The organism is Pantoea sp. MBLJ3 (assembly GCF_000816655.1).
Taxonomy (GTDB): Bacteria; Pseudomonadota; Gammaproteobacteria; order Enterobacterales; family Enterobacteriaceae; genus Pantoea; species Pantoea eucalypti.
The window spans coordinates 49,061-69,505 of the sequence record NZ_JSUT01000004.1 but is presented as its reverse complement, the minus strand read 5'-3'; the positions used below and the strand labels follow the sequence as shown (position 1 = coordinate 69,505).

Here is a 20,445-nt window from a genome sequence, read left to right as displayed (position 1 = left end):
GGCGACTATTGAGGTCGCCTTTTTTTATGCTGGCTCTCTGACCACATAAAATCGGGTCAAGCAGTGCTCAAGCCGATCACTTATGCTGCCTGATTCGGATTGTTAATTGGTTGTTACTTATGTACATAGATTTGTAAATTGCAATGGTGACTCACGTCACATTAATCCCGCTTCAGTCAGGCTAAAACGGCTAAAAAACAATAGGAAGCCGTTATGAGTCACACCCCGTCTTTACAAAAGCCGCCGAAAAGTGCTGCCCGAACTATCTTCAACGTCACCAGTGGTAACTTCCTGGAGATGTACGACTTCATGGTGTTTGGCTACTACGCAACCGCCATTTCAAAAACCTTCTTCCCGGGTGATGACCCGTTTGCTTCCCTGATGCTGACCCTGATGACCTTTGGTGCCGGCTTCCTGATGCGCCCGCTGGGGGCGATCATTTTAGGTGCCTACATCGACCATCATGGGCGCCGTAAAGGCCTGTTGCTGACGCTGGGCTTAATGGCGATTGGTACCCTGACCATTGCGGTGGTACCGGGTTACGCTACCTTAGGCGTGGCAGCACCGATTCTGATTCTGCTGGGGCGTCTGTTGCAGGGCTTCTCGGCGGGGGTTGAGCTGGGTGGCGTATCGGTCTATCTGGCCGAAGTTGCACCCAAAGGACGCAAAGGCTTCTTCGTGAGCTGGCAGTCGGGCAGTCAGCAGATTGCGGTGATCTTTGCTGCCCTGCTGGGCCTGATGCTGAATCATCTGCTGGCGAAAGAAGCGGTAACGGAGTGGGGCTGGCGTATCCCGTTTGTGGTTGGCTGTCTGATTGTGCCGTTCCTGTTCTATATCCGCCGGATGCTGGAAGAGACTGAAGCGTTCAGTAAACGTAAACATCACCCGAGCATGACGGAAATCATGCGGTCGGTCGCCAGCAACTGGGCGCTGGTGCTGGCGGGCATGCTGATGGTGGTCACCACCACGGTGATGTTCTACATGATCACCGCTTTTACACCGACCTTTGGCAAAACTGTATTGATGATGAGCGACAAGCAGGCGTTTCTGGTGACGCTCTGTGTGGGTGTTTCCAACCTCTTCTGGCTCCCGCTGATGGGTACGCTGTCGGACCGCGTGGGACGACGTCCGCTGCTGATTATTTTTACCCTGCTGATGATTGCCACCACCTGGCCGGTGCTTCACTGGATGGTGGGATCGGCCAGCTTCGCTCACCTGCTGGAAGCTGAGCTGTGGCTGTCGTTTCTCTATGCCAGCTATAACGGTGCGATGGTGGTTTATCTGGCAGAAATTATGCCTGCTGAAGTGCGCGCTGCCGGTTTCTCCATGGCTTACAGTCTGGCAACGGCGCTATTTGGCGGCTTTACACCTGCCATCTCCAGCTATCTGATTCACGCCACCGGTGACAAAGCGATGCCTGGCGTCTGGCTCACCTTTGCGGCGGTCTGCGGGCTGATCGGTACGCTGTTGATTGGCCGGATGGTGAAGCAGTATCAGCGGCGTCACAGCGCCACAACGACGGTCAGCGCGTCACTTTAAAACGATAAATCGACGACCACGCTGTCGCTGTAATTTCCCGCAGGCGGCGTGTTCTGAGTGGTCAGGATGCGCGCGGTGTAGTTAAAGCCGCGCGTCAGTCCATCCGCTGATACCGCTGTCGAGGTGGTACTGCTCCAGCGTTCAGTGCCTGCCGCTCCCCAGCGATTGCTGGTGGCACTTTTATAAATCTCATAACTCAGACGGTTCGCTCCGCTCGCCATGTTCCTGACGCTGCCCGCCGGATAACTGCCATTGTTCAGCCCGACGGTATAGGTACTGCCTTTACTGCACAGCACGTTAATGGTCTGCGATACATCGGAGAAGCTACTCACCAGCGGCGCACTGCCAAAGCTGATGTTGGGTGCGGTGATCGTCGTGCAATCGTTGGTGAGGACAGCGGTAACGTTAATCGGAATCACGCCGCTGCCTTGCTGCTCGCTTAAACAGAGATTACCCACGCCAATACTGGTGCAGATGCGGTAAGTCACAGCCATATTTAGCGTAACGGAATAGGTTCCCGCTGCAACCACCTGACCGGGAACAGTGCGCAGATAGACGGGAAGGGCAAAGTTAAGACTGCCCAGCAAACCTGCCAGATTTATCAGGGTTTGTGAGCTGTAAACAAACGGCGTGCTGCCAATCGTCAGTTCGCTGGCGCAGGCGCTGTCGGTGCAGAGCCGTACTGGCACATTATCGCTGCCGGTGTCACCACTGCGTTTCAGGACGCCCCGTGTGCCGCTGATATTGGTCGCGCCGGTCAGCTGAAACGTTATCTGGTTATTGCCAAGCAGTGACAACGCCGAGCCTGCGCCACAGTTGACGTTGGCGTTAGTGGTCACCGAGCTGACGGTGGTATTCGCCACAAACGTCGTGACCGAGCCGAAGCTGGCGGTCGACGCGGGCAGACCGCAGGCGGCGTAGCTCAGCGACGGCAGTGTCAGCAGCAGGGCAGCCAATAACAGAGATTTGATCATGGTTGGGTTCCGGACGTGAAAGATTCAGCGGGAGAGGCGGCGCTGCCTGCGGCGGGCGCGGGCAGCGCGCAGGTCAGAGGGCCATAGGTTTTCAGCGCCTGCGGCTGACCGCTGGCGATGCGCAGTTCGGTTTCACAGCGGCGGCCATCGGGCGTCACCACCTCCATCGGGTTTCTGGCAGTGAGATTTTCCATCCAGACGATGCCATCCCAGCCGACATACTCAGTGGCATGATCCGCACGCTGTACCAGGCTTGAGACCGGCAGCGGCTGGCCCTGTGCATCAACCAGGATCACGCTGGCAGAGCGCAGTTTTTCCACCGGGAAGTTAAGCAGGTAGCCGCTCTGACGTTTCACCGCAAAACGCTGCTCAACATGGGGCGTGGTCATATCGGCGGGCAGGTCGAGGGTGTCGATATCATATTTGGCCGGGTAGTAGCTGCTGATGGCGGGGACCAGCAGATAGCCCTGTTGGTTAGTGCGTCCCATCGACTGATTTTCATAGCGAACATTAACGTCGGGATAGCCCGTTTTCACCAGCACAAAAGCGTCGTTGATGGCGTTGGCGGCAAAGACGCTGTTGTCCATTAATACCAGTGCACCGGCGACATCGGCCCACTGAGTCAGATTGTCATTATCACCGTAGAAGCCCCCCGAGGTGTCGATATGGTTATTGCGGTAGCGCAGACTGCCCTGCCGGTAGTCGCCACTGTCGCCACTCTGATTCGCCCATGAGGCATCCCAGGCGAATCCACCGTCGCTGGGCATGGCACTGGAGGCATAGAGACGCTGGCTATCGCGACCGCGTTGATCGCGCTCGGTGCTGATCGCCGCGCTGCCCTGCTCGCCAAACGGGATCACCAGCGAGAGAGCACCGGTCCAGCTCTTCTCCTCCTGATCGCGGCTGGCGGAGACATAGAGGCTGCTGTTTCCCCACAGATTCTTACTCCATGAGAGGTTCCACAGGCGGGTGCGATCGCCCTGGCCGTCGGTGATATCGATGAAGGCGGCGCCGACGCTGCCAAAGCGGCTCAGTGAGATGCTGGCGCTGTATTGGGCAGTGCGGCGCGATAGCGTGTAACGGCTATCCGCCTGACTACCGGCACGGCTGCCGACCAGGGCCAGATTGCCAAAGTCGCTGCTGCGCTGGGTCTGCTGCGTGCCGATGTTGAACCAGCGATTGTTGTACTGATAGCCCCAGCTATATTGCCTGCCGCTGTCGCCATCAAGATGACTTTGTGCCACCGCGCCGTTAACCACGCCCCAGCTGCCAACCCGAAGCTGACCTCCCAGCCCGCCCATCGCCAGATTTTCGCTGCCCTCGGCGTGACTCTCCAGCGTCAGCCAGTCGGTCATGCCGTAGCGATATGAGCCACTGGCGGCAGCCGCACCGTAATCGAAGTTTTTAATGCCGTAATTTTCGCGAATCGCCCCGGCGGAGATAGCGTAGTCAGCCAGCCCCGATTTCAGCAGATTGCTGGAGACATAAAACGGCATGGTGGTGGTGACGCGTCGGCCGACCGCATCTGTGGTGGTGATCACCGCGTCACCCGCACCATTGACGAATGGCACATTGGTTAATGACCAGGGGCCAGGCTGCACATTTGCCTGACCGGAGCGATAGCCATTGATAAAGAGATCGACGGTGGAGGGGACTGCAGCCTGGCCAGAGAAGGCGGGTAGCGGATAGGTCACCAGGTCAGGACGGACGCTGAAGTCGCGACCCACACTGATGCCGCCGAGTCGGATGCTGCTGCTCCAGGCAAGCGAGTCAGTCACCAGATCCCCGACCCGCCAGCTCATCACCGCGTTCTCATCTTCATTGCTCCACCAGCTGTCGTAACGGATATAACCGTTGTCCTGATAACCGGGGCTGCCTTCCAGCTGCTGCTGCCAGACGCCGTTGGTAGAGACGTGTCCGGCATCACCGAACAGGCGCAGTTCGTTCCAGGCAGAAAGCCGGGTGCCGGTGGTATCGGTACGGCTGGCGTAGAGATCGTAGTTAATCAGCGCGCCGGCGCTGGTGCGCCCCGGATAGCGCGGTCCGTTCTTCGCCTCGCCAATCACCTGACCGGGAAGCCATTCCGGTGGTACGGTGAGCAGCAGCCGCTGACGGGCGGCGTCATATTCCACACTGACGGATTGCAGGCTGCTGACATCGATCTGCGCCTGCTCACCCAGCTTATCCAGTGGCAGACCGGCACGCTGCAGATCGCCGCTACGCAGCCAGAAATGGTCGTTGCGCTGCTCGACTGGCACAATGTTGCCGTTTTCCTGCTGGTTAATCACCAGCTCCAGCATATATTGCTGACCGCTGCTGCTGGTCTGCAGGCTGTGCGGTGGAGGCAGGGATGAATAGGTCTCCGCCAGCACAGGATCCGGCGTTAAGGCGTAAATGACGCTGGCTACCGTCAGCGCGCAGGGATGCAGGGAAAAAGGTCTCATTCAGCGCTTATTTCTGGGCAGCGCTGCGCCACGGGCTCTTGTTGACCTCTGCAGTGAGTTCGCCGCTGACCGGCGTGGTGAGTGGCCAGCGATATGTGCTGTCCGCGAGCACATAGCCATATAAACCGTCGCCCAGTTTGCGACCGCCGATAGTCACATTGCTCAGTCGGGCATGGCCATTGCCGCTGTTGGTCAGCTGCAGCCAGCGCTTGCCTCCCTCGCTAATCTGTTGCCAGCGCAGAGCCGGACGGGCACTGTCGGTGGAGAGCCCGGTGCCATACACGAACAACGGCACTGAGTAGCGCATCTGAAAGGTCAGTCCGGCCTGATTCTCGCCAGGATTGCGCGGCGTGGGAATCTCATCCAGCACCACCCGATAAGCCTGCTCTTTACCGGCCGCAGGCGGCGTCTGTTTAATCAGTCTGACCAGCTGTTTTTGTCCTGGCTCCATTCGCACCATTGGCGGGCTGGCGACCACCCGCTGCTGGGTCTGGTACTGTTCCTGTCCATTGATTTGCTGCCAGCTGAAAACACGGATCTGCATCATCGTGGTCGTGTTACCGCGATTCTCCAGCCAGAGTTCGCTGGCTTTCTCTTCAGGATTAATGGCGGGATCGATAGGCCATATCATCACAGAGTTAGCAGCAAAGGCTGCATGGAATAGGGGAGAACTTAACAGCAACAGCAGGGCGCGCAGTGGCTTCATGATCGTATCCTTGTTTTCTATCACCTCACCAGCTCAGGGTGACGGTCAGCGTATCGGTATAAACGCCGGCGCGCGCAGTGCCGGGCAGTTGCAGCTGGCCATAGATCGGCAGCGTAATGTTATTGGCATTGCTATAGCTCAGCGGCACCGCCTGATTGACCGGGATCACCGTGGTGCGGCTGGCATTACTAAAGAGCGTATAGGGAACGGTATTGCTGAAGTTGGGCAGTTTCAGGTTGCGGGTGGTGGTGAAATTGGCGCCCTGATTAATGCTCATGCTCAGCGTGGTGCCCGGCGTGCAGGCAAGATTTATCGAGGTACTCTGCACAAAGCTGGCGCTGGCGGGAGTGGCCGCCACGCCAGACTGTGTGCCAAAGTTAAGTGTGCCGAAAACACCGGTATTGGTTCCGGATATTACGCAGCCTGCCACGACAGAAGCCGTGACCTGAAAGGTGCTGGTGGGCAGACCCCAGGCGCTGAAACACCTTATCAGCAGAGGCAGACCGCATGCGATCATCAGGCTGGATCGCCAGAGAACCACCCTTATCTACCTGCGACAGTCGTTAATAGTTCACGGCAACGTTAATCGTATCGGTATAAGTTCCGGCAGGAATCAGGGGATTAAAACCGCCGCCAACAACCCGGCCATAAATGGCGTAGTTGGTGCCCAGTGTTGGGTCCGTGGTTCCACTGGCGGCGATTGGCGTATTGTTGGCGATAGCCGTGGTAAAAGAGGCGTCACTGTAGAGGGTATAGGCGATGCCCTGTGCATTATCCGATCCCAGAACCAGATAACGTGGTGATGCAGAGGCGGTGCCATAAATGGTCGCTGGCGCAGTATTGCTGCTGGTCACCACCACGTTATAGTCCTGACCCGTGGTACAGCGGACAAAAATACCGTTACCCGCCGCACCGACCAGCGTGGCGTTCAGGGTGTCGAAGGTCGCTGCACTGCTACCAAAATTCAGGGTACCGAAGTTAACGCCCGCCGTAGCTGACTGACCGTTTACCAGGCAACCCGTGGTCAGCGTTAACGTGGCATTGATGGTTCCGGAGGTCGTTGCCGCCTGGGTTAAGGGTGTCATTGCGACAGTTAATCCTGCAGCGGCACACAGAAAAAGCTTGAGTTTCATAATATTTCCTTACGGATTATCGAGAGTCAGTGCTTTTTCACCCGGTGTTTATTAACGATTCAACTCAAAATGATGAAATAAAAATTACAAGGCGGTTAGTGCCACTGTCCTGAGGGAAATCTTAGACTTAAGAATGATGATTTATATTAGTTTTACTTACTATAGATCAGTTAAAGCGTTACGCGAAGCCCTGCCAGTTATTTTTCATTAATCAAATGGCCTAAGTGGCCGATAACCCAGTAACAGCAAGGCATAAAAGCAAGAAAGAAAAAGAAAACTCTTTGTTTTTTCGGTCTCTGGCATGCTTTCCGCTTCGGTGATATGTTCCTTTACCAATCAGACATAATAACGATTTACCGGCCGTCTCAGCAGGCGGGAAATAAGATGCAGGTTTAAAATGCCCTGCGTCTGGGGGCGCGCTTTACCGGGCCTCCGGGATAACAAAAAACCGAAATTTAATGACTTTCACCCAACAGGTGTTTTTTGAATCACTTTCTGACTTTACACAGCACCCGTTTCTCAGCGGGTGGTGAGGAGCTGCACATGTTGCTTGTCACCTGGGATAGCGTTTTGATCTGCGTTTCGCTGATCGTCGCGTTTATTGCCTCATTTACAGCGCTGGATACTGCCGGAAGGGTGGCGGTATCCCGTGGCTGGAGCGCCCGATTCTGGTTGCTGGCAGGCGGAACTGCGATGGGGATTGGCGTCTGGGCAATGCATTTCATTGGTATGCTGGCGATGATGATGCCGATGACGATGCGCTATGACACGCGGCTGACGATACTCTCGCTGCTGGTGGCGATCATGGCGTCAATGTTTGCTTTTGGCCAGACAGTAGGCGGCCTGCATCTCACCCGTTATCGGTTACTGCGCGGCACACTGATCCTGAGTTCAGGGATTGTCGTGATGCACTACCTCGGCATGTATGCGCTGCTGATTGAGCCGCGACCTGAGTGGAATGTGCTGCGGGTGGCGCTCTCCGTGATCATTGCGTTTGTTGCTTCGGGCGTGGCGCTGTGGCTGGCGTTTCATCTGCGCCAGGGCGACCATCATCTGCTGCTGATGCGGGGACTGGCCTCACTGGTGATGGGGATGGCCATTGCTGGTATGCATTATGTCGGCATGTCGGCAGCCCGATTCAGCGAGAGCAGTATGATGCAGTCGGGTGGTGTGAGCAATTCAGGACTGGCGGTTTGGGTAACGCTCATTACGCTGATTATTCTGGGCATTACGCTGCTGAGTTCCATGCTGGATGCCCAACTGCGTGCCGCGCGACTGGAGACCCGACTCAGACACGCTAACCAGGAACTGCGTCAGCTGGCGATGCATGACAATCTGACCGCGCTACCCAATCGGGCCATGCTGGAGCAGCAGCTCGATCTGGCGATTAAACAGGCTATGCTCAACGAAAATCGCTTTGCCGTGATCTACATGGATCTTGATGGGTTCAAAGCGGTCAATGACACCTGGGGACACCACGTCGGTGATCGGTTGCTGGTGGCTGTGTCGGAACGGCTGCGTAGCCAGCTCAGCAACACGATGCTGCTGGTGCGTCTGGGAGGCGATGAATTTGTACTGATGGCGGAGGCATGCGATGTCACTCCAGCCCGTCAGCTGGCGCAAAAACTGGTCAAAGTGATCAGTACGCCGTTTGAACTGGATCGCTATGTGTTACACGTTTCCCTCAGTGCGGGCATTGCGATATTCCCGCTGCACGGTCGTAACCGGCAGGAGCTGTTATTCAATGCCGACTCGGCGATGTACCACACTAAACACAGCGGACGTAACGGCTGGTGCCTGTTTGAGCCGGCGATGAGTGATGCGACGCAGCATCAGCTGGCGCTGGCAAACGATCTGTGGGAGGCGATCGATCGGCAACAGATGCGGCTCTTCTATCAGCCCAAATTCCGTTCCGGCGGCACACGGCTAATGGGATTTGAAGCACTGCTGCGCTGGCAGCATCCGCAACGCGGGTTGCTGACGCCTGAGCTGTTTCTGCCGCGTGCCGAAAAAACTGGCCAGATCGTTGCACTGGGCAACTGGGTGATTGATGAGGCCTGCCGTCAGCTGAAAATCTGGCATAACCAGGGCAACAGCGACTGGACGGTCTCGGTCAATCTCTCCGCGTTGCAGTTTCACCAGCGTGATTTACTCCACACGCTGATGCAGACGCTGGCGCGTTACCAGTTGTCAGGCAGCGCACTGATGCTGGAAATTACGGAAGCGATTGCCATGCGTGATCACCTCTTCAGCCAGCAACGTATTCGTGAACTGCAGCAGGCGGGCGTTAGTGTGGCCATTGATAATTTTGGCATCGGCTATGCCAACCTGTTGCATCTGAAAGATCTGGATGCCAGCGAACTCAAAATCGATCGCAGCTTTATTAACTGCCTGCGACCCGGCAGTGAAGATGCGACCGTGGTCAGCGCCATGCTGACCCTGGCGCAGAGTCTTAACCTGCGCATGGTGGCGGAAGGGGTTGAGACAGAAGAGCAGCAGCACCTGCTCACCAGCCTGGGCTTTGATGCGCTGCAGGGATATCTGCTGGGCAAGCCGACGCCAGCGGATCGCATAGAGGCGTTTCGTTTTCCCGGACTGCGACCGCCTCTGGCATCAGCATCCGTCTGACGCTGACGCTGACACTGACACTGACACTGACGATAGATTTCAGCACTCAGAGTGAGTGGAAAGATGCAGGGTTCGCGGCTCATTAACCGCCGGGCAGTGCCGATAATTAAGAAAAGAAGTTTTAAAAATCCCTTACCTAAACACAAGCACGGCTTTTCGCGGGAACGCACTATGTTAGCAACCTCATACGACTCTTTTATCGTCATCGTCTCCGTTCTTGTCGCGATGCTGGCTTCGTTTACCGCCTTAGATATGGCGGGACGGGTGGTGCACTCCACGGGCAAAGTCGCGCTGGTCTGGCTGTTTGGCGGCGGTTTCTCCATGGGCATCGGCATCTGGGCGATGCACTTCATTGGCATGTTGTCGATGAACATGGAGATGGTGATGAGCTACAACGCCGGGCTGACCGCCTTCTCCGCTGCCATCGCGGTCTGCGCATCGATATTTGCCCTGTGGCTGGTCTGCAGTGGCGATTTGCCCCTGCCGCGCCTGGCGGGCGGCGCACTGATTCTCGGCAGCGGCGTCGTAGCGATGCACTATACCGGGATGGCAGCCCTGATGTTCTCGCCGGGTATTGTCTGGCGGTGGGGCTGGATAGGCCTTTCGGTGGTGATCGCGCTGGCCGCTTCTGGCGCAGCGCTGTGGCTGGCATTTAACCTGCGTGAAGGTCAGACTGGCCGGGTGACCCTGCTGCGTATTGGCGCATCCGTAGTGATGGGCTGTGCGATTGCGGGCATGCACTACACCGGCATGATGGCGGCAGAGTTTCCCGCTCACAGCCATTCGATGGGGCAGGGCGTTAACAGTAACTGGCTGGCGATTCTGGTCACGGTAGTCACTATCTCAATCCTGGGGATTACTCTGCTGGTCTCGATGCTGGATGCGCGGATGCAGGCGCGCACCTCCATTCTCGCCAGCTCACTGGCTGAAGCGAACCGCGAGCTGGCACAGCTGGCGCTGCACGACAATCTGACTCGCCTGCCAAACCGCATTCTGCTGGAAGATCGACTGGAACAGGCGATCAACAAAGCCAATCGTGAGCAGACGCTGTTTGCCCTGATGTTTATGGATCTGGACGGATTTAAGGCGGTTAACGACGCGTTCGGGCATCACATTGGCGACCGTCTGCTGGTGGGTGTGACCGAGCGGATGAGCCAGCAGATGGCTGGCTATTACACGCTGGCGCGACTCGGCGGTGATGAGTTTGTACTGCTGGTGGAGATCGACGATCCCAACGATGCGGCGGCCATTGCCGATAAACTGGTGAAAGCGGTGGACCGTCCGTTTGATATCTCACGCTATGAGCTGGTGGTCTCGCTGAGCCTCGGCATCGCTGTCTATCCTGGCGATGGCGAGGATGAGCGTGAACTGATGTTCAACGCCGATGCGGCGATGTATCACACCAAAAATAATGGCCGCAATGGTTACACCTTTTTTCAGCCCTCAATGAACATTCAGGCGCAGAGCCAGCTTCAGCTGAACAATGATCTCTGGCAGGCGCTGGATAACAATGAGCTGCGCCTGTTCTATCAGCCAAAATATTGCGCGCCACGCGGCCCGCTTCTTGGTTTCGAAGCGCTGCTGCGCTGGGAACATCCAAAGCGGGGTCTGTTATCGCCTGACAAATTTCTGCCAATGGCGGAAAAAACCGGGATGATTGTCAACATCGGCAATTGGGTGATTAATGAAGCGTGTCGCCAGTTGCGCCAGTGGCATTTGCAGGGCCATACGGACTGGTCAGTGGCGGTGAACCTGTCGGCGCTGCAGTTTGAGCAATCGAATCTGGTAGAGACAGTGGTAGATGCGCTGGCAAAACATCAGATTCCGGCCGAACTGTTGACGCTGGAGGTGACGGAAACCACCGCGATGCGCGATCCCGATGAGAGTGTGCGTATTCTCACCGAGCTGACTCAGCTTGGGGTGAAAGCCTCGATCGATGACTTTGGCACCGGCTACTCCAGCCTGCTCTACCTGAAAAGGCTACCGGCCAGCGAACTTAAGATCGATCGGGCCTTTGTGAATGAACTCCAGCATCAGCCGGAAGATGCCACCATCGTGTCGGCGATTGTGGCACTGGCGCAGTCACTGCAACTGAAAGTGGTGGCCGAGGGCGTTGAAACCGCTGAACAGCAGGCCTTTCTGACCGGCCTGGGTTGCAATACGCTGCAGGGCTTCCTGCTGGGCAGGCCGGTTCCCGCGGAACAGGTGCCGGAGCTGGCTAACTTTGTGGTAGCAGAAGACGAAGAGGTCGTTACAGATATCCGCCAGATGAGTGAAGCTGAACCGCTGCTGACACCGCAGGTTGCTGCGATCTGACACACCTGACACAGCGTAGCATCTGCGTGAATTGAGACGATAAGCGATTCGCACCGCCTGTCATTGATCGCCTGCCGTGGTAAAGTCTCGCGGCCAGATTATTCACGGTAAAACAGGGAGAGGCGACCCGTGGCGAAATACCAGCGATTGATGGATGAGATTCAGCAGCAAATAGAGGCCGGCATCTGGCTGCCAGGCACCCGTTTACCTTCGTTGCGTCAGCAGGTTGCGCAGCAGGGTGTCAGCCTGATGACCGTGTTGCATGCCTATGAGTTGCTGGAAAGCCAGGGCTGGATCGTTTCTCGTCCTCAGTCAGGTTACTACGTGGCACCGCGTGCCCTGGCGCCCGCACCGCTGAGCGTGGCGATCAGCGAACAGGTTGATATCAACGACTTTGTGTTTGATGTATTGCAGGCCACGCGCGATCCCGCCATCGTGCCGTTTGGTTCTGCTTTCCCTGATCCCGCGCTCTTTCCGCAGCGCCAGCTCATGCGCTCGCTGGCAAACGTCTCTCATCATCTTACCCCAACGGATGCGCTGCACAATCTGCCGCCTGGCAACGCCACGCTGCGACAGCTGCTGGCCCAGCGCTATGCGCGCCAGGGCATTACGCTGTCGCCGGATGAAATTGTCATCACCAGCGGGGCACTGGAGGCACTCAATCTCAGCCTGCAGTCCCTGACCGAGCCGGGCGATTACGTGATAATTGAGCATCCGGGTTTTTATGGTGCGCTGCAGGCGATTGAACGGCTCAAACTCAAGGCGCTGGCGATTCCGGTCGATGCAAAGCAGGGCATCGACCTTGCCCAGCTGGAGGAGGCCCTGCAGCGCTGGCCGGTGAAAGCCTGCTGGCTGATGACGACGCTACAAAATCCGCTGAGCGTGACCTTAACCCCGGAGCGTAAACAAGAGCTGGTCGAACTGCTGGCGCGTTATCAGGTGCCGATGATTGAAGATGATGTCTATGCCGAACTCTGGGCGGGTGATGTTGCGCCGCTGCCGGCTAAAGCCTGGGATCGTCAGGGGAACGTGCTGCATTGCGGCTCGTTTTCAAAGTCGCTGGTGGCAGGATTTCGCGTTGGCTGGGTTGCGGCAGGACAACATGCGCAGCGCATTCAGCGGCTTCAGCTGATGAGCACGCTTTCTACCAGCGCGCCAATGCAGCTGGCGCTGGCCGATTTCCTCGCTACGCGGCGTTACGACACCCATCTTAAGCGGCTGCGACAGATTCTGGCGAAACGACAGCAAATGGTGCGCCAGGCATTACTGAAAGTACTGCCACCGCAGTCAACGGTCAGTGAAGGGCGCGGGGGCTATTTTCTTTGGGTGACACTGCCGGACCCTATTAATACGACCCGGCTCTATCAGCAGGCGCTGGCGAAGGGGATCAGCATTGCACCGGGGCAGTTATTTTCGGCAGGAGAGCAGTTCAGCCACTGTTTTCGGCTGAATACCGCCTGGCCGTGGGATAGCCGGGCCGAGGCGGCAATAGAAACGCTGGGTCAGTTGATGGCGAAGCCGCTGGCAGATTAAACCTGCGCCGCTTCCTGGTGACCCCAGGTCAGGTAGTAGACATCATAGAAGTCCACTTCCCCTTTTTGCGTCAGCAGACGCTGGATGCCTGTCTTCACCCGTTCCGGTGCTTCAGGCAGCGACAGAATGCGAGAGATAGCCTGCTCGCGCACGGGCTGAATGTAATACCACTCGCCGTTGTAGCAGACGCGCAGATCGAGTGCATCAATATCTTCAAAGCGATATTTCGGATTGATATCCAGCAGCATCAGAACACTCATGACCAGCACAAATGCGGTGGCAAACCAGAAGGCGGGCCAGCCAAGCATCTCGGTAGAGAAAATCAGCGCCACGCACAGGCCATAGCAGAGATACATGACTGCCCAGAGGCCGGGGTGTTTTTTCAGAAACGAGAGGCTAAAGCGCGGCAAATTGTCGCGACGTTCTTCGCGATTAAGCGTAGCGATCTCGTCAATCAGGATTTGTTTAATAGCGTCCATTTGTTACCTCACTGTCATCTGTTAGCTATTACAACAGATAACAGTCAAGCATATCAGAAACAGATTCGTGCATTTTTTATATAACAGTTGATAAAACAGTTGTTGGCCATCCTCCCACCTGACATTTTGCAACACTTTGCCGCAGTAAAAACCGCTACCCTCTGCCACCCATGCACACTCTTGCCCTATTGTTAACGACACATTTGGCTTTAGGCAGCAATATCAGTCAATTATCCAAAATGTGTTGTCTGGCGCACATTGCATTGTGCCGCGGGTTTGCCACACTTAATAAAAAACCGGAGAACCTGTATGTGTGCCTCATCCTCCAGCCTGATGTTAATGATGTCCTTTGCCGCAGGCACTTTCTCGGCAGGGGCTTCTGATAATCCTCAGCATCTTATGCTTGGCATCCCGTCGGGTGGCGTCCCGAATAACCCGTTACCTCTGATTATCTGGCCGCGCGTGGTGCCGGAAGATGAGGAAATCGCGACGTGGTTTGAGAAAACGTTTGAAGAGAACGGCTGGCCACCCGCCTGGCGCTATCCGATTTTTCCCTACACCCACTTTCATCCCAACACCCATGAATTGCTGGGCGTGGCGGAGGGCTGGGCAGAAGTACTGTTTGGCGGCGACAGTGGCCGGATGGTGACGCTGCGCGCCGGTGATGCGGTGCTGATTCCGGCAGGCGTCGGCCATCGTCAGGTCAGCGCCAGCGACGACTTCATGGTGATTGGTGCCTATCCGCACGGCATGTCGCCGGAGACGCTGCGTGATGAACCGGCTAAGCTGAAAATGGCCCAGGAACAGGTAAAAAAAGTGCCACTGCCGACGCAGGACCCTTTCACCGGTAAAGAGGGCGCATTGACGGAGATCTGGCAGCCGATTGCCGCCATGCATTTACAGCAACAGATGGACCTGTAGAGACCTGCGTCCGTCGTGAAATGATTAAGCGCGAGCACGGCTCGCGCTTTGCTTTTCTGGCCTGAAATCTCTTTTAAACGTTAATGACATGGGCCTAATCCTGTTGTCATTCCATTGAATATTTGTCCGCCGCTGCCGATATATCACCTGCTAATATTAGTTATTCTTCTTAATGCGCTTGTGTTTGCAGACCTTTTCCGCTTTAGTCTCGGCCAGTTTATTAAGAACATTCCTAAGCCACTACCCGGCTATCGAGCAGCAGGCAAATAACAATGGATAATAACTCTGATGTCATCTATCGCATGCTGGTACAAAGCGTGATCGATTATGCGATCACCATGCTTAAACCGGACGGAACCGTCGCCAGCTGGAACGGCGGAGGCCTGCACGTCCTGGGTTACAGGCCAGACGAAATTATTGGTCAGCACGCCACCCTGTTTTACAACGAAGAGGATCGTCGTCGCGGTCAGCTGCAGCGTGAACTCGATATTGCGGCGAACGCCGGACGGTTTGAAACCGAAGGCTGGCGCTGTCGTAAAGATGGCAGCACCTTCTGGGCGCATGTGGTGATCTATCCGATCCGCAATGAAGTAGCCCGGCTGGTCGGATTCGCCGCTATCTGCCGTGACTGTACCCGGCAGCAGGAGCAGCAACACAAAGAGCGGGAGCAGGAGTCGCGCTTCCGTCTGCTGGTGGAAGGCGTCACCGATTACGCCATCTACATGCTCGATCATGACGGCAACGTGGTGAACTGGAACGCGGGTGCACAGCGGGCCAAAGGCTATGTGGCAGAAGAGATCGTCGGTCAGCATTTCTCCCGCTTTTACAGCGCGCAGGATCGGCTGGACCATGTCCCGGAGCAGAACCTGCAAACCGCGTATCGCACCGGCCGTTTTGAAGATGAGGGCTGGCGTTATCGCAAAGATGGCAGCGCCTTCTGGGCGCATGTCGTGATCGACACGATCCGCGACGATCAGGGCCAATTGCTGGGCTACGCCAAAATCACCCGAGACTGCACCGAACAGCAGCGCATTCGCAGTGAGCAGCGGGAGCAGGAGCAGCGTTTCCGTCTGCTGGTAGAGGGCGTCACTGATTACGCCATCTATATGCTCGACGTCGACGGCGTGGTGGTGAACTGGAATGCCGGTGCCGAGCGCGCCAAAGGATATAAGGCAGAAGAAGTGGTCGGTCAGCACTTCTCACTGTTCTACAGTTCCCATGAGCGGCTGAACCGGACGCCGGAAGCTAACCTCGGTATCGCGCTCAAAACTGGCCGCTTTGAAGATGAGGGCTGGCGTTACCGCAAAGATGGCAGCGCTTTCTGGGCGCATGTGGTGATCGACGCCATCCACGATGATGACGGTAAGCTGGTCGGTTTCGCCAAAATCACGCGTGATCGCACCGAACGCCGTGAGCAGGAGCAGCAGATTCTGCGCGCCCGCGATCTGGCTGAAGCTCAGAGCACTCAGAAAACCGCGCTGTCCAAATTCCTTGATAACATCATCGCCAACATCCCCTCCTGCGTGATTGTGGAAGATGCGATCACACGTGAAATTCTGCTGGTTAACGACCGCACTCAGCAGCTGTTCGGCCTGTCGAAATCACTGATCGTCAACAAGCGCCCGCACGAATGCATGTCCCCTGAACTCAGTGACTACTTCAATAATCTGGCCGATGTTGCGCTGCGCAGTGAGGGCATGCATGAGCGTGAGCAACTGCTGATGACCGCCAGCGGCGAGCGAATCCTGCATACCCGCGCGACCGCGATTAATGGTCAGGATGCACGTCGTAACTACTTAATGCTGCTAGTAGAAGATGTCACCGACCAGCGCGCAGCCGATGCCCGAATTCACCATATGGCGCATCATGACAATCTTACCAGCCTGCCTAACCGCATTTTGTTCCGCCAGCGTCTGAGCGAAGCCTTACGCACCGCTGGACAGATGCAACGCCAGACTGCTGCGCTCTGCCTTGACCTTGATAACTTTAAAAATGTGAACGATGCGCTGGGTCACCAGATTGGCGATGAGCTGTTGCGCAGCGTGGCTAAGCGTCTGCGCAACGCGCTGCGTGATCAGGATACGCTGGCGCGTATTGGTGGCGATGAGTTCGCCATCGTGTTGCCTCACGTCGCCGGTAATGATGAGGCGAGCGCAGTAGCTCAGCGCCTGATCGAGGCGATTCGTCCACCGGTTAACATTGAAGGCCATAATCTGTCGGTGGGGCTGAGCGTGGGCATTGCGCTTAGCACCACCATCACTAACACGCCGGAGCAGCTGCTGCGCTGTGCTGACATGGCGCTGTATGAAGCCAAGCGCAATGGCCGCAATCGTTATGAACACTTCACGCTGGAGATGGACGATGTGGCGCGCAGTCGGCGCCTGATTGAAAACGATCTGCGTGATGCGATCAGCGGCGGGCACCTTCGACTCTACTATCAGCCCATCACCAACGGCGATCATCACACCATTATTGGCTACGAGGCGCTGATGCGCTGGCATCATCCGATTCGTGGCTTGATCATGCCTAATGACTTCATCCCGATTGCAGAAGAGACCGGCCTGATTCATATGCTGGGGGCGTTTGCACTCTATGAAGCCTGTCGTGAAGCGGCGAGCTGGGAAGGGGAGCAGTCGGTTTCGGTCAACCTCTCTCCGCTGCAATTCAAAAACAGCTCGCTGGTGCCGGTGGTGGAAGGTGCGCTGAAGGAGTCGGGGCTCGATCCGGCGCGACTGGAAGTCGAGATTACCGAATCGGTGCTGCTGGATGACTCACTGGGAAACATCCGGACGCTGCAAAATCTCAAGGCGCTGGGCGTACAGATTGCGCTGGATGATTTCGGCACCGGCTATTCGTCGCTGAGCTATCTGCGCTCTTTCCCGTTCGACAAAATTAAAATCGACAAATCGTTCATCAACGATATGGGCGACAGTCGCGAGGCGCTGGCGATTATCCGCGCCATCACCGGCATGAGCCGCAGTCTGGATATCCAGATCACCGCTGAAGGGGTAGAGAGCGATGAGCAGTTTGCTAAGCTGCGCGACGAAGGCTGTACGCTGTTCCAGGGCTTCCTGTTTGGACGGCCTCAGCCATCGGAACTGCGGCTGAAAACGCTGGGTTAACCCGCGCGGAATGAGTCGACGCTGGGATAATCAAAGCTGGATCAATCATAAAGGCCATGCTGCTGGACCGGCGCATGGCTGAGATTATCGCGGATGCGTCGCACCGACTCACGCACCACCAGCCTGCCATTCAGTAGCAGACTGCCGGTCGGCGTACCGGGATTCAGCCGCATCTCCTGCAGCATTCTCACTGCCGCCGCACCCAGCTCATCACGCGGCACCTGCACCGAGGTCAGCGGAATATCGTGGATAGCGGCCAGGTTAAACCCATCCATGCTCATCACCGAAATATCCTGCGGTACCCGTAAACCAGCCTGCTCCAGGGCCGTGACGGCACCTGCTGCAATGTAATCGCCGCTGGCGAGAATCGCCGTAGGGCGGAGCGCATCAGGACAATGGCGCAGATATTCACCCAGCCGTTCCGCTGCCTCATTGCTGCTGAAACTGTTGAGGGTCAGCAGATGCTGACGACTGTCAAAGCGCAGGTTCATGGCGTGCCAGGCGTCCCGGACACCCTGAAGTCGCTGCTCCATGGTGTAGCGGCGCAGGCAGTGCAGCGAGAGAATTTGCCGGTGTCCCTGCTCAAACAGATAACGCGCTGAAAACTCTCCGATCAGCTGATGATGCGGCGAGACCGAGGGCAGGCGCATACGACGATCGCGGGCGTTAATCAGCACGCAGGGTTTGTTCATCTCTGCCGCCAGCTGATGAATATGCTCATCATCAATGCCAATCAGCAGCGCCGCTTCGGTCTGCTGCATCTTATCGATAAACAATGCCGCATCACTTTCCACCTCTTCCAGGGGGCAGTAGCGCAGACGCACTTCATGCGGCTCCACCGCCTGACTGATCCCCTGAATGACCTTGTAATAAAAAATATCTCTGCGTACATCGAAGGCGCGGGGCGGGGCAAAGACCATCAGGTTATTCAGCAGCAGGCGACCGCTATGCAGATTGGTCAGCACGCCCTGCTGCTGCGCCACGGCCAGCACTTTATCGCGGGTGGCGGGCCGGGTATTGGCTTTACCCGCCAGTACGCGCGACACCGTGCTGATCGAGACGCCGCTCAGTGCCGCAATTTCACCCACTTTCAGCCTTTGTTTCATTCTGTGATCGCCTTCAAATCTGCTAATGAAAAATTTTTCATAGGCTGCTGAATCGCGTCAGATAAGCGTTTCAGTGCCCATTTCTGTCGGGTTAAAGCCTGCCATGAAAATCGTTGCAAAAAAGTGGCTGTACCCACGTTTCGCACTTTTCTAAGTTCGTGAAAAGGACACGCGGTACGCCAGCTGGCGGTGTGCGTCATCAATGGTAATCAGGAGTGGCACAATGAGCCTCGAATCAACAACGAAACCCATCAGTGCGTCACGCACGGTGCGCGTGATTAAAAATTTACGCTGGTGGATGCTGGGAATGTTCCTGCTGGGTGTGACCGTCAACTACATCACCCGCAACTCGCTCGGCATTCTGGCACCGGAACTGAAAAACAGTCTGCATATGAGTACCGAGCAGTACTCCTGGGTGGTCGCTGCGTTTCAGCTGGCTTACACCCTGTTTCAGCCTGTTTGCGGCTGGCTGATCGATGTGATCGGACTGAAGATGGGGTTCCTGATTTGTGCGCTTATCTGGTCGGTGACCTGTCTGCTGCACGCCGGTGCGGGAAGCTGGCTGCATCTGGCGCTGCTGCGTTTCGTCATGGGTGCGTCGGAAGCGGCGGCCACACCGGCTAACGCCAAAGCGATTGGTGACTGGTTTCCCAAAAAGGAGCGTCCGGTTGCGGCGGGCTGGGCGGGCGTCGGCTTTTCGATTGGTGCCATGCTGGCTCCCCCAATTATCTATGTCGCGCATATTACTTTTGGCTGGCAGGGCGCATTTCTGCTGACCGGCGGCCTGGGCCTGCTGTGGGTGGGACTCTGGTGGTGGGGCTATCACTCGCCGGAGAGCCATCCTCGTCTCTCTGATGAAGAGCGTGCCTTTATTAATCAGGATAATGAAGCCATCGGTGAAAAACTGCCGTTCTTCACCGCGCTGAAAGTGATTGGTAAAGAGAAGAAATTCTACGGCATTGCGATTCCTGCGTTTCTGGCCGAACCGGCCTGGGCGGTGCTGAGCTTCTGGGTGCCACTCTATCTGGCCAATGAGCGCGGCATGGATCTCAAGCAGATCGTGATGTTCGCCTGGCTGCCATTCCTGGCTGCCGACCTCGGCAGCGTCGCCAGCGGTTATCTGACCAAAATCTATGTGCGCTGGTTTGGCATGACCCGCGTCAACTCGATTGTCGCCAGTTCGGTGACCGGCGCCCTGCTGATGGTTTCGCTGGCGCTGATGACGCTGGTGAAAGATCCCTGGCTGGCGATTGCCCTGATTTCCGTTGGTGGCTTTGGTCATCAGGTGATCTCCTGCATGCTGAGTGCGCTGGTGGTCGAGCGTTTTGATCGCCGCCAGATGGCCACTGTCAACGGCATGCGCGGCTCCTGCGCCTGGATCGCCAGTTTTATCTTCTCGCTGATTATCGGTGTCACCGCCGATACCATCGGCTTCAATCCGCTGTTTGTGGCGATGGGCTTTTTTGACCTGATCGGTGCCGTTTTCCTGGTGATGCTGATCGCCGAACGCCGCCAGCGCCCTGCTAACCCATAAGGATATCGCG

14 protein-coding genes are annotated in these 20,445 nt (G+C 56.6%); 7 read left to right on the top strand and 7 right to left on the bottom strand.

Annotation, left to right across the window (positions count from 1 at the left end):
* Nucleotides 1–213: 213 nt before the first annotated feature.
* A complete protein-coding gene (locus NP77_RS05585) occupies nucleotides 214–1,539 on the top strand; it encodes an MFS transporter (RefSeq protein ID WP_003848486.1) in 1,326 nt (441 codons plus the stop codon).
* Here NP77_RS05585 and NP77_RS05580 read toward each other — a convergent pair.
* From NP77_RS05580 to NP77_RS05560, 5 genes are read right to left on the bottom strand one after another with little or no spacing between them, the layout of a single operon-like run.
* Entirely contained in the window at nucleotides 1,536–2,513 is a 978-nt protein-coding gene (locus NP77_RS05580) for a spore coat U domain-containing protein (protein ID WP_039659361.1), read from the bottom strand. The two genes, NP77_RS05585 and NP77_RS05580, sit on opposite strands and share 4 nt — an antisense overlap.
* Nucleotides 2,510–4,957: a fimbria/pilus outer membrane usher protein gene (locus NP77_RS05575; RefSeq protein WP_039659359.1), complete on the bottom strand. Its 2,448-nt coding sequence runs from the start codon at nucleotides 4,955–4,957 to the stop codon at nucleotides 2,510–2,512. The genes NP77_RS05580 and NP77_RS05575 overlap by 4 nt, the downstream gene beginning before the upstream one ends.
* A gap of 7 nt (nucleotides 4,958–4,964) precedes the next feature.
* A complete protein-coding gene (locus NP77_RS05570; RefSeq protein ID WP_008925724.1) occupies nucleotides 4,965–5,663 on the bottom strand; it encodes a molecular chaperone in 699 nt (232 codons plus the stop codon).
* A 25-nt stretch (nucleotides 5,664–5,688) separates the two neighbouring features.
* Nucleotides 5,689–6,180, bottom strand: a complete 492-nt coding sequence (locus NP77_RS05565; protein ID WP_008925723.1) for a spore coat U domain-containing protein — start codon at nucleotides 6,178–6,180, stop codon at nucleotides 5,689–5,691.
* A 46-nt stretch (nucleotides 6,181–6,226) separates the two neighbouring features.
* Complete coding sequence (locus NP77_RS05560) at nucleotides 6,227–6,796, bottom strand: spore coat protein U domain-containing protein (RefSeq protein ID WP_008925722.1); 570 nt, start codon at nucleotides 6,794–6,796, stop codon at nucleotides 6,227–6,229.
* A 543-nt stretch (nucleotides 6,797–7,339) separates the two neighbouring features.
* On the opposite strand from NP77_RS05560, the gene NP77_RS05555 reads away from it, so the two are divergent.
* From NP77_RS05555 to NP77_RS05545, 3 genes are all read left to right on the top strand, one after another.
* Nucleotides 7,340–9,424 (top strand): bifunctional diguanylate cyclase/phosphodiesterase, encoded by a 2,085-nt coding sequence (locus tag NP77_RS05555; RefSeq protein ID WP_039659450.1) that lies wholly within the window; start codon nucleotides 7,340–7,342, stop codon nucleotides 9,422–9,424.
* Between the two features lie 171 nt (nucleotides 9,425–9,595).
* Nucleotides 9,596–11,740, top strand: a complete 2,145-nt coding sequence (locus tag NP77_RS05550) for a bifunctional diguanylate cyclase/phosphodiesterase (protein WP_039659357.1) — start codon at nucleotides 9,596–9,598, stop codon at nucleotides 11,738–11,740.
* Nucleotides 11,741–11,869: 129 nt separating this feature from the next.
* Nucleotides 11,870–13,273, top strand: a complete 1,404-nt coding sequence (locus tag NP77_RS05545) for a PLP-dependent aminotransferase family protein (RefSeq protein ID WP_033761419.1) — start codon at nucleotides 11,870–11,872, stop codon at nucleotides 13,271–13,273.
* On the opposite strand, the gene NP77_RS05540 is transcribed toward NP77_RS05545, so the two are convergent.
* Entirely contained in the window at nucleotides 13,270–13,752 is a 483-nt protein-coding gene (locus tag NP77_RS05540) for a YlaC family protein (protein WP_003848494.1), read from the bottom strand. The two genes, NP77_RS05545 and NP77_RS05540, sit on opposite strands and share 4 nt — an antisense overlap.
* 309 nt (nucleotides 13,753–14,061) lie before the next feature.
* Here NP77_RS05540 and NP77_RS05535 point away from each other — a divergent pair, with 309 nt between their 5' ends.
* Complete coding sequence (locus tag NP77_RS05535) at nucleotides 14,062–14,673, top strand: cupin domain-containing protein (RefSeq protein WP_003848496.1); 612 nt, start codon at nucleotides 14,062–14,064, stop codon at nucleotides 14,671–14,673.
* Between the two features lie 272 nt (nucleotides 14,674–14,945).
* Nucleotides 14,946–17,795: a bifunctional diguanylate cyclase/phosphodiesterase gene (locus NP77_RS05530; RefSeq protein ID WP_003848498.1), complete on the top strand. Its 2,850-nt coding sequence runs from the start codon at nucleotides 14,946–14,948 to the stop codon at nucleotides 17,793–17,795.
* A gap of 41 nt (nucleotides 17,796–17,836) precedes the next feature.
* On the opposite strand, the gene NP77_RS05525 is transcribed toward NP77_RS05530, so the two are convergent.
* Entirely contained in the window at nucleotides 17,837–18,901 is a 1,065-nt protein-coding gene (locus tag NP77_RS05525; RefSeq protein ID WP_039659356.1) for a LacI family DNA-binding transcriptional regulator, read from the bottom strand.
* Between the two features lie 223 nt (nucleotides 18,902–19,124).
* Between NP77_RS05525 and NP77_RS05520 the strand changes: the two genes are divergently transcribed.
* Complete coding sequence (locus NP77_RS05520; RefSeq protein WP_003848505.1) at nucleotides 19,125–20,435, top strand: MFS transporter; 1,311 nt, start codon at nucleotides 19,125–19,127, stop codon at nucleotides 20,433–20,435.
* The last annotated feature ends 10 nt before the right edge of the window (nucleotides 20,436–20,445 follow it).